Annotated in this window: 10 protein-coding genes; 6 read left to right on the top strand and 4 right to left on the bottom strand. The window is 74.7% G+C overall.

The genetic code is table 11. From position 1 onward, the window contains the following. Positions 1-90 precede the first annotated feature (90 nt). Positions 91-1,872, bottom strand: coding sequence for a glycoside hydrolase family 35 protein (locus OG802_RS24100; protein ID WP_329413556.1), 1,782 nt, complete (start codon positions 1,870-1,872; stop codon positions 91-93). 294 nt (positions 1,873-2,166) lie between these two features. Continuing rightward, positions 2,167-3,504 (bottom strand): MFS transporter, encoded by a 1,338-nt coding sequence (locus OG802_RS24095; RefSeq protein ID WP_443055308.1) that lies wholly within the window; start codon positions 3,502-3,504, stop codon positions 2,167-2,169. A 420-nt stretch (positions 3,505-3,924) separates the two neighbouring features. On the opposite strand from OG802_RS24095, the gene OG802_RS24090 reads away from it, so the two are divergent. After that, positions 3,925-5,457: an acyltransferase family protein gene (locus OG802_RS24090; RefSeq protein WP_329413552.1), complete on the top strand. Its 1,533-nt coding sequence runs from the start codon at positions 3,925-3,927 to the stop codon at positions 5,455-5,457. A gap of 198 nt (positions 5,458-5,655) precedes the next feature. Here OG802_RS24090 and ku read toward each other — a convergent pair whose 3' ends face one another. Further along, positions 5,656-6,795: a non-homologous end joining protein Ku gene (gene ku / locus OG802_RS24085; RefSeq protein WP_443055307.1), complete on the bottom strand. Its 1,140-nt coding sequence runs from the start codon at positions 6,793-6,795 to the stop codon at positions 5,656-5,658. 55 nt (positions 6,796-6,850) lie between these two features. Here ku and ligD point away from each other — a divergent pair, with 55 nt between their 5' ends. After that, on the top strand, positions 6,851-7,753 hold the full coding sequence (ligD, locus tag OG802_RS24080; RefSeq protein WP_329413549.1) for a non-homologous end-joining DNA ligase: 903 nt from the start codon (positions 6,851-6,853) through the stop codon (positions 7,751-7,753). Positions 7,754-7,902: 149 nt separating this feature from the next. Here the strand turns inward: ligD and OG802_RS24075 are convergent, their stop codons facing one another. Further along, positions 7,903-8,706, bottom strand: a complete 804-nt coding sequence (locus OG802_RS24075) for a nuclease-related domain-containing protein (protein WP_329413548.1) — start codon at positions 8,704-8,706, stop codon at positions 7,903-7,905. A gap of 112 nt (positions 8,707-8,818) precedes the next feature. On the opposite strand from OG802_RS24075, the gene OG802_RS24070 reads away from it, so the two are divergent. The 4 genes from OG802_RS24070 (at position 8,819) to OG802_RS24055 (ending at position 12,851) form a co-directional block, all read left to right on the top strand. After that, the gene (locus OG802_RS24070; protein WP_329413547.1) at positions 8,819-9,328 is read left to right on the top strand and encodes a protein-tyrosine phosphatase family protein; all 510 of its coding nucleotides are present in this window, start codon (positions 8,819-8,821) and stop codon (positions 9,326-9,328) included. A 571-nt stretch (positions 9,329-9,899) separates the two neighbouring features. Then, on the top strand, positions 9,900-10,676 hold the full coding sequence (locus tag OG802_RS24065; RefSeq protein WP_329413545.1) for a hypothetical protein: 777 nt from the start codon (positions 9,900-9,902) through the stop codon (positions 10,674-10,676). Further along, positions 10,673-12,019 (top strand): HAMP domain-containing sensor histidine kinase, encoded by a 1,347-nt coding sequence (locus OG802_RS24060; RefSeq protein WP_329413542.1) that lies wholly within the window; start codon positions 10,673-10,675, stop codon positions 12,017-12,019. The genes OG802_RS24065 and OG802_RS24060 overlap by 4 nt, the downstream gene beginning before the upstream one ends. A gap of 70 nt (positions 12,020-12,089) precedes the next feature. After that, a complete protein-coding gene (locus tag OG802_RS24055) occupies positions 12,090-12,851 on the top strand; it encodes an SH3 domain-containing protein (RefSeq protein ID WP_329413539.1) in 762 nt (253 codons plus the stop codon). Positions 12,852-12,853 lie beyond the last annotated feature (2 nt).

Raw genomic sequence — 12,853 nt, 5'->3', positions numbered from 1 at the left:
CGCCCCGCGGGGTGAGGGGCGGGGCGTCTCATCGGCCGGAGGCGGCGGGCAGGGTCAGGGGCGGGGTGGGGGGCGAGGCCAGGGGCGGGGTCAGGGGCTCGACGGGCCCAGGTCGGGGGTGTCCGTGAGGTGGGCTCGGTGGACGGTCGTGCCGTGGAGTTCGAGGAGCACCAGGTCGTTGCCGCCGGGGCGCAGGACGGGGGCCGGGACGTAGAGGGTGCGCTGAGGGCCGCGGTTCCAGTAGCGGCCCAGGTGGAAGCCGTTGATCCAGGCCTCGCCCTTGGTCCAGCCGGGCAGGGAGAGGAACGTGTCGGCGGGGGTCCGCACGTCGAACCGGCCGTGGTGCAGGGCCGGTTGGACGCAGGGCGGGGCGGTGGAGACCGGCTCGGCGGCGGGCCCGTCGGCCGTGGGGGCCGTGGGGGTCGTCGGGGCCGTGTCGAGCGGCAGGGGGTGGCAGTCCCAGTCGTGCAGCGGGACGCCGTTGAGGGCGACGGGGCCCAGGAGGCCCTTGGGGACGCCGATGCGGGGGCCGTAGTTGACCCGGCCCATGTTCTCCACGAGCACCTCGAGGATCGCGCCGGGGCGCGGGACATGCACGGGCAGCGTCTCGTCGTGGCGCTCGCGTTCCAGGACGCCAGTGGGGGCGCCGTCCAGGAAGACCTGGGCGCGGTCGCCCACGCCGCCGGTGAAGTGGAGGAGGCCGGGGCCGTCGGCGGGGACCGTCGTCCGGTACAGGGTGTATCCGGACCGCTGGCCGAGATCGTCGGCGGTGAGGGGGTCCTTGGCGCGGACGGGGCTGCCGGCGAGGGGGAAGAGCGGGGTGCGGCGGCTCAACTCGACGGTCGTGGGAGGGAGTTTGGGGGACGGTGCGGGCGCCGGCTCGTCCGGGACCGGGGCGTGGCGGGCTATGACCTCGCGGAAGGCGTGGTACTTCGGGCCGGGGTCCCCGCTCTCGGTGAGCGGTGCGTCGTAGTCGTAGGACGTGACGGTGGGGGCGTAGGCGTGGTGGTGGTTGGCGCCGTTGGTGTGACCGAAGTTGGTGCCCCCGTGGAACATGTAGATGTTGACGGAGGCGCCCGCCGACAGGAGCCGGTCCAGGTCGGCCGCGGCGTCCTGGGTGTCGCGCCCGTGGTGGGGGCCGCCCCAGTGGTCGAACCACCCGATCCAGAACTCCGCGCACATGAGCGGGCCTTCGGGCTGGGCCTCGCGCAGCCGCCGCAGCGACGACTCGACGCGGCTGCCGAAGGTGCCGGTGGCCAGCACACCGGGGAGCGAGCCGTTGGCGAGGTGGTCGCCGTCGGTCTGGTCGCAGGTGAACAGGAGTTCCTCGACGCCGCGTGAGCGGAAGGACTGCCGCAGGTGTGCGAGGTAGGCGGCGTCGTCGCCGTAGGCGCCGTACTCGTTCTCCACCTGCACGGCGATGACCGGGCCGCCGGCCGCCGCCATGTACGGCAGGAGCGGCGGGAGGAGGAGGTCGAAGTAGCGGTCGATGACGTCCGTGAAGCGGGGGTCGCTGCTGCGCAGGCGCAGGCCGGGGTCGGCGGTGAGCCAGTGGGGCAGTCCGCCGCCGTCCCACTCGGCGCAGATGAAGGGGCCGGGGCGGAGGAGGACGTGCAGGCCCTCGGCCGCGGCCAGGCGGAGGAAGCGGGGCAGGTCGAGGAGGCCGTCAAGGATGAGGGTGCCGGGTTCGGGCTGGTGGAGGTTCCAGGGGATGTACGTCTCCACCGTGTTCAGGCCCATGAGACGGGCCTTGCGGAGGCGGTCCGTCCACTGGTCGGGGTGGACCCGGAAGTAGTGCAGGGCGCCGGAGAGGATCCGGAACGGAGCGCCGTGGAGGAGGAAACCGTCGGAGGTGGTGGTGAGGGCGGGCATGGGGTCCCTTCGGGTCGGGTGCGGGGTGATCCGTACGGGGGTGGGGGGCGGGGTGTCCCTACGGGGTCCCTACGAGGTCCGTTCGGGTCCCTACGGGGTCCGTTCGGGTCCCTACGGGGTCCGTTCGGGTTCCTCGGGGTCCCTCGGGGTCCCTCGGGGTTCCTCGGGTTCCTCGGGCTCGGGTTCCTCGGGGTTCCTGTTCGGGGCGGCTGCGGGTGGGCGTGACCTCCGCTCCCTGTCCGGCTTCGGCCGTCCGGCTTCGCCCTGTCCGGCCGCGATCTGTCCGGCCCGCGCTCAGGCGGGCGGGCGGTGCGTCCGCGTCGCCCGGGTCAGCCAGAGGGTGGCCGCCAGGCAGGTCGCCGACACGGCCGCGAGGATCAGGGGCACGGCTCGCACGCCGGACCACTCGATGGCCCTGCCGAGCGCCGGGCCCGCCGCCACACCGCCCAGCATGGACGCGGCGATGACGACGGCTCCGGCGCGGCGGGCTCTCGGGGCGGCCCGGTTGAGCCACGGCAGGCCGGTGGGGAAGATCGGGGCGATGAAGAGACCCACGCCCGCGTAGGCGTAGGGGGCGAGGTCGGGGATCCTCGCCAGGAGCAGGCACACCGTCATGCCCGCGCACGCGACCGTGATGATGGCCGGGGCCGGGAAGCGCAGCGCGACGGGGGCGGCCAGGAAGCGGCCCAGGGTCATCATCAGCCAGTAGACGCTGGTCGCGGTGGCGGCCGCGCCAGCCCCGTAGCCGACGGTCTCCAGGTGGGTGGGCTCCCAGCCGCCCACGCCCGCCTCTACGCCCACGTGCAGGACGTAGAGGGCGACGAAGACGGCGAGGACGGAGCGCAGGGCCGCGTCGGCCGGCGCGCGACGCACGGCTTCGGCGCCGGCGCCGGTACCACTGACGGCGGGTGTGCCGGTACCGCTGACGGCGGGCGTGCCCGTGCGGGTGCCGGAGCGGGCGTCGGAGCGGGGGTCGGGGCCGGGCTCGTCGGTGGGGTGCGGGGCGTCGTTCCGCACACCCCGCAGGCAGAGCAGCAGGGGCAGGCTGGCGAGCGCGAAGGCCAGGAAGAGGGCCGGGTAGTGCTCGGACCCGACGAGTCCGATCAGGGCCGGTCCGAGGATCGCGCCGATGCCGAAGTGGGCGTTGAGGATGTTCAGCATCGCCGTGGAGCGGTGGCCGAAGCCGATGGAGAAGAGCTGGTTGAGGCCGTAGTCGATGCCTCCGAAGCCGAGCCCCGCGACGAACGCCGCGACGAGGGCGACGGGCCACTGGGGTGCGAGGGCGAAGCCCGCGGCTCCGGCGGCCATCAGGAGGTACGAGGCGGCGAGGATCGTGCGGTTGCCCGTTCGCCCGTAGCGGCGGTCGAAGAGGAGGACTCCGGCGACTCCGCCGGCGAAGTGGGCGCTCAGGCCGAGTCCGGCGGCGGAGGGCGAGAGGCCGAACTCGGCGCGGAGGGCCGGGATCGAGGGGCCGTACAGGGCTTGCAGGACGCCTATCAGGACGAAGCCCGCGCAGGAGGCGACCGTCGCGGCCGCGGTGAAGACCGGGGTGTGACCGGCGACGGTCCCGTGCGGGGCCGGGGGCCGGGGGCGGCCGGCCGCCGTGCGCTGTGCCGTGGGGTGGTCGGTCACGCGGACTCCAGTGGCGGACGGCCCACTGCGGTGTGGGATGCGGGTGGTGCTCCGACGACTTTTCGATGTTACCGGTAACATCCCGGCCGTCAAGATGGTCCGCGGCGGACGTTCCGGACGCTTCGGCCGACGCGGGCGGCGGGCACGGGCCGGGTGTGCGGCGGTGTCGGACCGGGCGGGCGGAGGCGTCGGAGCGGGCGGGCGGGGTGTCGGGCCGGGCACGGGTTGGTTGCGACAAGGGCGCTTCGCCGCAGGCGGGTTGAGGGGACGGGAGCATGCGGGCATGAGCCGGGACCGGGAAGGGAACGACCAGCGGTCGCCCGGCGGGATGGGGACGGGGGCGGGGGCGGGATGCGAAACGGGAACAGACGTCCGGACCGGGACCGGGACCGGGGCCGTCGGGACCGGGACCGGGATCAGGTGGGAGAGCGTGACCGGGGCCGGGGCCGGGATCCGCGTCGGCATCGGGAGGCGGGCGGTGGGCCGGGGCGGGACCTGTACGTCGATTTCCTGCGGGCCTGGGCCATTCTGCTGGTCGTGCTCGGGCACTGGCTGATCACCGGGCTGGTCCGGCGTCCGGACGGGGAGATCGTCGCGCCGGAGCTGCTCGCGACCGTGCCCTGGACGCAGTGGCTCACCCTGGGCTTCCAGATCATGCCGCTGTTCTTCCTCGCCGGCGGGCACGCCGCCGCCGGTTCCTGGGCGCGGGCCCGGTCGGCCGGCGGGACCGTCGCGGGGTGGGTGGGACAGCGGGCGGCGCGTCTGCTGTTGCCCGCCGCCGCGTACAGCGGTCTCGTGCTGTTCGCGGTCGGGGTGAGCGCCGGGCTCGGTGTGGACCCCGCGACGCTGGCGCTGGTGGGCTGGGCGATGGCCATGCAGTTGTGGTTCCTGCCGGTGTATCTGCTGCTCAGCGCCCTGACACCGGCGATGTACGCCCTCCATGAACGGTGGGGGGTGCGGGTCCCCCTGGCGACCGGCGCGGTCGCGCTCGGCATCGGCGCGTCGGTCGCGGCCGCCGGTTCGCCGCGCCCCGGACTCGTGGAGGCCGTCGGGGCGCTGAACTACGTCCTCGTGTGGGGGGTCGTCTACCAGCTCGGCTTCTGCTGGCGCGACGGTTTCCTGGGCGGCGACGGACGGTCGGCCGCGCCGGTCGCGCTCGCGGCGGGCGGCGGAGCGGCGTTCGTCGCGCTGGTCGGGCCCGGACCGTTTCCCGTCAGTCTGATCCTGGTGACCGGGCAGGAGCTGAGCAACGCCGATCCACCGTCGCCCGCCATGCTGGCGTGGGCCGTCGCGCAGGCAGGGGCGGCCCTGCTCGTGGCACCGGTGGTGCGACGGGTGCTGGAACGGCCACGGGCCCGAAGGGCGGTGCGGGTGCTGGGTGCGGGCAGCATGGCGCTCTACCTGTGGCACATGCTGCCGGTGCTGATCGTCGCCGCCGCGTTCTACCTCACCGGCCTGGCTCCCGAACCCGCCTACGGTTCCGCCGCGTGGTGGGCGCTGCGGGGGCCGTGGCTGCTGGTGCTGGGCGCCGTCCTGGCGGCGGTGGTGCGGGCGCTGCGGCCGCTGGAGCGAGGGCTGTCCGGGGTGGAGACTCGGGTGCGGCCGGTCGCGGGGCTGAGGGGAACGGCCTCCTGGGCGATGTGGGGCGGGCTCGGGACGAGCGTCTGCGCGCTGACGTACTTCGCGGGGCACGGGTTCGCGTACGAGGGCGCGTTCCCGGTGTGGCCCGCGGTGGGGCTGGGCGTGGGCACGGCCCTCGTGAGCCTGACGCGCGCGACCGCCCCCGCCCCCGCCGCCGCACCTCACCACCCGAAGGCTCCCACGGTGGATCACCCGGCGGATCACCGGGCTGGTCACCCGGCCGGTCACCCGGTGGGTGGCCCGGAGGCTCACCCGGAGGTCCTTGCGGCCGACGGCCCTGACGGGCGCGGCGGGGCGGCCGGACCGAGGTAGGCCCCACCCCGGGGCGGGTCCCACCCGGGGCGGGTCCCACCCCGGGCGGGTCACACCGAGGGCCGGGCGCCCGGGGCCGTTCCGGTGTCGGGTCCGGCTGAGCGGGGCGCGGTCCGCCCGCCGGTGCGGGCGGGGGGCGGTCAGGCCGAGCGTGCGGGCCGCGGCCGGTCAGGCCGAGCGTTTGCGGGCCGCGGCCGGTCAGGCCGAGCGTTTGCGGGCCGCGGTCTTCTTCGCCGGGCTCTTCTTCGCCGTCGCCGCCGTCTTCTTCGCGGCGGTCTTCCTCGTCGCGCCCTTGGCGCCCGCCGTGCTCTTCGCCGCCGCCGCGCTCTTCGAGGACGTCGACTTCTTCGCCGCCTGGGCCGACTTCCTCGGGGCCGCCGCCGTCTTCTTCGCCGCCGACGTCGACTTCTTGCCGCCGGTCTGCTTCGGGGTGCTGCGGGCGGACTCGCGCTGCGGCAGGCGGCTCACCTTGGCCCGCCCCGACCGGGAGCCGGAGTCCCGCCCGCCGTCGCCGTCCGCCTCCGTGTCCGAGTCCGCGTCCGCCGCGGACCCCGCCTCCTCGCCCCGCGACTCCTTGGCCGCCCGCACGCTCTTCTCCAGTGCCGCCATCAGGTCCAGCACCTTGCCGCTGGACGGCGCGCTCGGGGCCTCCCGGGGCGTCTCACCGGCCGCCTTCGCCGCCACGACCTCCTCGACGGCCTCGCGGTACTCGTCGTGCAGGTCGTCCAGGTCGACCTCGCCGAGGGTGTCCATGAGGGCGTCCGCGAGGTCGAGTTCCTTGTCGCGGACGGTGACGGATGCGTCCGGGGCGACGCCCTCCGGCGCGCGGACCTCGTCCGGCCAGAGCAGACCGTGCATGGCGATGGCGTCGCCGACCACGCGGAGCATGCCGAGACGTTCACGGCCGCGCAGGGCGTATTTGGCGATGGCCACCTTGTGGCTGCGCTTGAGGGCCTCCCTGAGCAGTGTGTAGGGCTTCGCCGCCGGGGCGCCGCCCGCCTGGAGGTAGTAGGCGGCGTCCATCTGGAGCGGGTCGATCCGGTCGGCCGGGACGAAGGCCACGATCTCGATCGTCTTCGCGGTCGGGAGCGGCAGGTGGGACAGGTCCTCGTCGGTGATCGGGATGATGGTGCCGTCCGCGTCCTCGTACCCCTTGCCGATCTCGGCCGAGCTGACCTCGCGCTCCTCCAGCTCGCACACCTTGCGGTAGCGGATGCGGCCGCCGTCCTCGGTGTGGATCTGGCGGAAGGAGATCGAGTGGCTCTCGGTGGCGTTGACCAGCTTGATCGGAATGCTGACGAGACCGAACGAGATGGCGCCGTTCCATATGGATCGCACGTGCAGCACCCTCCCGAGTGAGCGTTATGTACCGTTTTCATGTGATTCTCATCGTATGACGCCGATCACCGAGGTGGAGGGGCGGCGGCTCCCGCTCAGCAATCTGCAGAAGGTGCTGTATCCGGCCACCGGGTTCACCAAGGGCGAGGTGCTGCACTACTACGCGACCGTCGCCGACGCCCTGCTGCCCCATCTGCGCGACCGGCCGCTGTCCTTCCTGCGCTATCCCGACGGGCCGGACGGCCAGGTGTTCTTCGCCAAGAACGTGCCGCCGGGGACGCCCGAGTGGGTCACCAGGGCCGAGGTGCCGCGCTCGGAGGGGCCGGCGCGGATGGTCGTCGTGCAGGATCTGGCGAGCCTCGTCTGGGCGGCGAACCTCGTCACCGAGTTCCATACGCCCCAGTGGGTGATCCAGGAGCCGGAGACCGCCGACCGGCTCGTCCTCGACCTCGACCCCGGCGCGCCCGCGACCGTCGTCGAGTGCTGCGAGGTCGCGCTGTGGCTGCGGGAGCGGCTGGCGGCGGACGGCATCGAGGCGTACCCGAAGACGTCCGGGTCGAAGGGGCTGCATCTGCTGGCGGCGGTGCGGGGGGCGTCGTCCGAACGGGTCACGGAGTACGCCAAACAGCTCGCCGTGGAGGCGGAACGGGCCGCTCCGCGGCTGGTGCTGCACCGGATGACGCGGAGTCTGCGGCCGGGGAAGGTGTTCGTCGACTGGAGTCAGAACGCCGCGCGCAAGACGACGGCCGCGCCGTACACGTTGCGGGCCCGCGCCGAGCCGACCGTGTCGGCGCCGGTGACGTGGGAGGAGGTCGAGGCGTGCCGGTCGGCCGGCCCGCTCACGTTCCTGGCCTCCGACATCGCGCCGCGGTTGCAGGACTTCGGCGACCTGCTGGCGCCGCTGACCGACGCGCGGCGCGCGGGGACGGTGCCGGACCCCGGAACCGCCGGTTCCTGACGCCGGCGGCCCTCTACGGCGGCCTCGGGGAGCACGGGCCGCCTTCCCCGGACGGGCAGGGCGCCGGCCCCTGGAGTGCGGCGACAGGACGGGCGCCGACTCCGTACCTTCTCCGTGCGGTCTCCGTACGCTCTCCGCACGGTCTCCGCTCAGACCCTCGCCCAGGTGCCCCGGTCCCGGGCCATGGCGTGCAGGGCCTCCACGTCGGCCGGTTTGAGCACGCCGCCCAGGCGGGCCAGGTCGGGCAGCCCGGCGTCGGTGAGGATGCGGGTCGCCCGTGGGGGCGCGGTGACGGTGACCTCCGCCGGGCCCACGAGGGCCAGCACGGGGTGGACCTCGGCCGTCAGGGCGTAGGAGGCGCGGTCGGCGTCGGCGCGCACCCGGCGCAGCAGGGGCTCGGGGGCGCGGCGGCCCAGGGCGACCATCGGGTCGGCTATCCGGACCCGCTGCCTGCGGGCGTGGACGGCGTGCACGGCGAACAGTCCGGCCGGGCCGACGGCCAGGTGGTGGACGCGGTCGCCGCCGGGCAGCGGCACGGAGTGCAGCGTGTGCCAGCCCGCGCCGTCGAGCCGGTCGAGCGCCTCGCCGACCGTCCGCTCGGCCGCCAGGGCGCGGCGGCGCGGGTCGGTGCGCAGCCGGTGGGCGGGGGGCGGGTCGCGGTCGAGGTCGATCAGCAGGGCCTCGCCGGGACGGTTGGGGGCCAGGTCGTCGTCCGGGTGGAGGGAGAGACGGGCCAGCTCCGCCGGGGTCGGCACCGGGGGCGGCCCCACGGCGACCGGGCCGGTGACGAAGGACCGGAGAGCTTCCAGGACGTCTTCCCTGCGGTCGTCCCGGATGAGGTTGATCCTGGCCGCCTCACGGTCGTACCAGGCGATGTTGCTGCCGTCCGTGAGGCAGACGTAGAGCCGTTCCTGGCCATGCCGCGAGACCGGTACGACGCGCAGTCCGTTCATGCACCATCACCCCTGCGACCATGGGACCAGGCGGGGTGCTCCGGGGGCAAGAAGGCGGTTACCCCCGGCGCGGGTTGGGCAGGCACTGGGCAGCGCGTTTGGGGAGGCGCCGTTGCGGACCCGCAGGAAGCAGCCCGACGTACCTGTTCCGGACCGTCCGTGGAGCGAGATCGTGCCCGGCCTGTGGATGGGCGGTCACGAGTTCCGGGGGCCCGGCGGAGAGCGGCGGCCGGTCGTGGTGCGCGGCGAGTTCGGTCTCGTCCAGACGCTGACCCGGGAGCGGCCGGGCCACGGGCCCGACCCCGGCGTGCGCCACCAGGTGTGGCCGATCCCGGACGGGCCGCTGGACGGGACCCAGCTCGCGGGGGTGATCCGGCTGGCGCAGGCCGCGGGGGACGCGCTGGACGCGGGCCTCACGGTGCTGGTGCGCTGCTACAGCGGATACAACCGCTCGGGCCTGGTCGTGGCCCACGCGTTGACGGAACGGGGGCACTCGGCCGACGGGGCCGTTCGGCTGATACGGTCACGGCGCTCGCCCTGGGCCCTGCACAACGAGCTGTTCGTGGAGTACCTGCGGGCGGGGCTGCCCACGGCCAGGCTGCTGGAAGAACTGGCCGAGTAGGCGGGCGGCGGAGCGGAAGCGAACGGCGGGGTGGGCAGTACCCGGGCGGGCGCGCGGCGGATGAACCCGGACGATCGACGCCCGGACGGCCGGAGGGCCCGGACGGCCGGAGGGCTCGGACGGCCGGAGGGCTCGGACGGCCGGAGGGCTCGGACGGCCGGAGGGCTCGGATGATCGGGGGCCCGGAGGTCGGAGGCCCGAGCGGTCGGGGCTGGGGCCGGTTGGGCGGGCGAGCGGGTGCGCGGGCCGTAGGGGAATCGTTTCGCCCATGGTCAGCGCCACAGCGCTCAACCCGTGCCCGGCAGTACGCTGCCCCAGCGCCACCTGCCCACCGGTACGCAAAACGGACTTCCCTATGAATAAGGTGTACGGGGCCTGGCACCGTCGTCCCGAGAGGAGCCACAGGAGTCCCGTGTCCCGCAACCGTTCCGGTCTCCCCGGCCTCCTCGGTCTCCCCGGTCCCTTCGGTCGCCCCGGTCGTCGCGGTCTCTCTCACCGCCCCGGTCGCTCCAGTAACCGCGGTCCTTCCCGGCGCCCCGGCCGGGCCCTGCTCGGCGTCGCCGTCGCCGTCGTGCTGACCTCGGCCGCCGCGGGCTGCGGTGACGCCGGCGAGTTGCAGGGCGCGGGCCCGACGCCGACGGCGATCAGCCCGGACAAGCTCTGGCCCGACCTGACCCCCGCCTCCAGCCCCGCGTTCGACATCGGCGAGGTGGACACCGAGGTGGTCAAGGGCATCACCGTGCCCGGCGGCGACATCCGCGGGGTCGATCCGGTCGCGGTGGTGCGCAGGGAGATCGCCGGGCATCCGGGCGACTACGCGAAGGGGCCCTACGCCGAGACGGCCCGGCGGATGGCCGACTGCGGCGAGAGCGGTGCGCGCGGCGCCCGGTGCCCCGTGCTCCAGGCGTACTACCGCGACCTCACCGGCGACGGCCGCGCCGACCTGACCCTCGGCTTCCGGCAGCTGCCGGGCAATCTGACGGCCGTCCGCGTCTACACCGTGCGCAGGGACAGGCTCGTGCAGGTCATGGCCTACGAGGACGCCGTCAGCGCGGTCGAGCTGGCCGGGCGGTCCGTGATCATCCGTGCCCCCTCCGAGGTCGCCGGGTACGAGTACCGGCTCCAGTGGACCTGGGACCAGCAGCAGCAGGCGATGCTGCTCACCCACGACGAGATGCTCCGCACCGGCGGCCGCAAGCACTCCCCCCGGCCCTCCGCCTCCGGCTCGGCCTCCACCCCGGCCGGCCCCTCGGCGTCCGCGCCGGACTCCTCGCCGGACGCCGCGCCGGGCTCCTCGCCCGATTCCGTCGCGCCGCCGGCGTCCTTGTCCCCGAGCAGCGGCCGATGAGGCCGGCGCTGCCGTCCTGGGCCGGCACGCTCGCCGTGAAGGCCGCCGTCTTCATCACCGTGATGTGCTGCGCGCTGGCCGCCCTGCTCGGCGTCCTGGTGCACGTCTCGGTGACCAACCAGACGGTGGGCCAGGCCCGCGACCTCGCGCTCTCCCGGCTGAAGGACGCGACCGCGGCCTTCGAGGCGGGGGACTCGCTCGGCCGGGGGGCGAGCCTGGATCCGCCCGGACTGCCCCCGTCGCTGCACAGCCTGGCGGTGTCCGGGGAGCGCGGCACGATGGTCGCCGACCGGCTGGGCCGCCCCACGATGTGGGCGGCGGGCCCCGCCGACGGCGGGCGGGCCCTCGCGGTCGCCGTCGACTACTCGCAGAGCGCCCACACCATCGAGGCGCTGGACACCGCGATCCTGTGGTCGTCGGCGCTGGCAATCGGGGCGACGCTGCTGGTCGGCGCGGTCGCCGTGACCCGGGTGACCCGCCGGCTGCACACCACCGCGCAGGTGGCCCGCCGGATCACCGCCGGCGACCTCGACGCCCGGGTGGACGACCGCCGCGCCAAGGAGCCGGGCCGGCCGCAGGACGAGGTCGGCGCGGTCGCCGTGGCGCTGGACTCCATGGCCTCCTCGCTCCAGGGCAAACTGCTCAGCGAGCAGCGCTTCACCGCCGACGTGGCGCACGAGCTGCGCACCCCGCTGACCGGGCTGCACGCGGCGGCCGAGCTGCTGCCGCCCGGACGGCCGACGGAGCTGGTGCGTGACCGGGTGACGGCTCTGCGCACGCTCACCGAGGACCTGCTGGAGATCTCGCGGCTGGACACCGGGCGGGAGCGGCTGGAGCTGGACGCCGAGGACCTGGGCGCGCTGGCGGCGCGGGTGGTGCGGGCCGCGCAGGCCTCCGACTTCTCCGGCACGCCGTCGGCCTCCGGGCCCACGGCGGCCGACGGGACTCCCGCGTCCGGCGGCGAGGTCGCGGTCGTCGTCGTCCGCAACGCGCACGTGGAGACCGACCGGCGGCGGCTGGAACGGGTGCTCGGCAACCTGCTCGCCAACGCGCACCGGCACGGGCGGGCTCCGGTGACGCTGACGGTGGACGGGCCCGTGATGACCGTCCGGGACCACGGGGACGGGTATCCGGAGTACCTCGTCGCGCACGGGCCGCAGCGGTTCCGCACCGAGGGCGGGGCCAAGGGGCACGGGCTCGGGCTGACCATCGCGGTCGGCCAGGCGGAGGTGCTGGGCGCGCGGCTGGCGTTCACGAACGCGCCGGACGGCGGCGCAGTGGCCACGCTGACGCTGCCTCAGACGCCGCCCGCCCCGGCGCGCCTCCCCGATGGCGCAGCGTGACGGGCGACACGCACCAACCGCTCCTAATGTGGCGATAAGTCAGTTACACCCTCTTCGTGGAGGTATCGCCATGTCCATGCGCTCGGCTCTCACCCGTCTGGCCATAGTCACCGCAGCCGGCGCGCTCGCCGCCACCGCGGCCGTCACCCCGGCTCTCGCCGACGACTGGGACGGCGACGGCGGCGGCAACAGCACCCAGGGCAGCGACGACTCGTACGACTGGCTGGACCAGGGCGGCGGGGGCGGCGGAGGCGACCAGAACGCCCAGGGGAACCCGAACGGCCAGAACAACGAGAACAACCAGAACGCCCAGAGCAGTCAGAACAGCCAAGGCAATCAGAGCAACCAGAACAACCAGAACAACCCGAACGGGCAGAGCAATCCGAACGGGCAGACCTGGCAGAACGGCCAGGGCGGCCAGGACGGCCAAGGCGGCCAGGACGGCCAGGGCGGCCAGGGCGGCCAGGGCGGCAACTGGCAGTCCGGTGGCGGCGGCGGTGACGGCGGCGAGGGCGGAACCGGGGGGAACGGCGGGAACTGGCAGTCCGGCGGCGGTGACGGCGGCGGCGACTGGCAGTCGGCCGGCCACGACGACTCCCGCCGCTACCGCGGACGCGTCACCGCGAGCGAACTGCTGCTGCGCAGCGCGCCCGACCGGGGCAGCCAGGTCATCCGGGTCGCCCGCCGCGGCGAGATCGTCTCGATCTTCTGCCGGGCCCCCGGGCAGAACGTCCAGGGCAACTCCGTCTGGTACCTCCTCACGGACGGCACCTGGGCCTGGGGCGCCGCGCGGTACATCGACGTCATCGGCACGACGCCGCGCTTGTGCTGACA

The sequence above is a fragment of the Streptomyces sp. NBC_00704 genome, from assembly GCF_036226605.1.
Classification (GTDB): domain Bacteria; phylum Actinomycetota; class Actinomycetes; order Streptomycetales; family Streptomycetaceae; genus Streptomyces.
Note: the sequence above shows the minus strand (reverse complement) of the source record. Positions and strands in the feature narration are given on the sequence as shown.

Bases quoted from the DNA above. Each gene is read 5' to 3' on its own strand.
- OG802_RS24100 (WP_329413556.1), bottom strand. From the start codon at position 1,872: ATGCCCGCCCTCACCACCACCTCCGACGGTTTCCTCCTCCACGGCGCT.
- ligD (WP_329413549.1), top strand. From the start codon at position 6,851: ATGACGCCGATCACCGAGGTGGAGGGGCGGCGGCTCCCGCTCAGCAAT.
- OG802_RS24075 (WP_329413548.1), bottom strand. From the start codon at position 8,706: ATGAACGGACTGCGCGTCGTACCGGTCTCGCGGCATGGCCAGGAACGG.
- OG802_RS24060 (WP_329413542.1), top strand. From the start codon at position 10,673: ATGAGGCCGGCGCTGCCGTCCTGGGCCGGCACGCTCGCCGTGAAGGCC.
- OG802_RS24055 (WP_329413539.1), top strand. From the start codon at position 12,090: ATGTCCATGCGCTCGGCTCTCACCCGTCTGGCCATAGTCACCGCAGCC.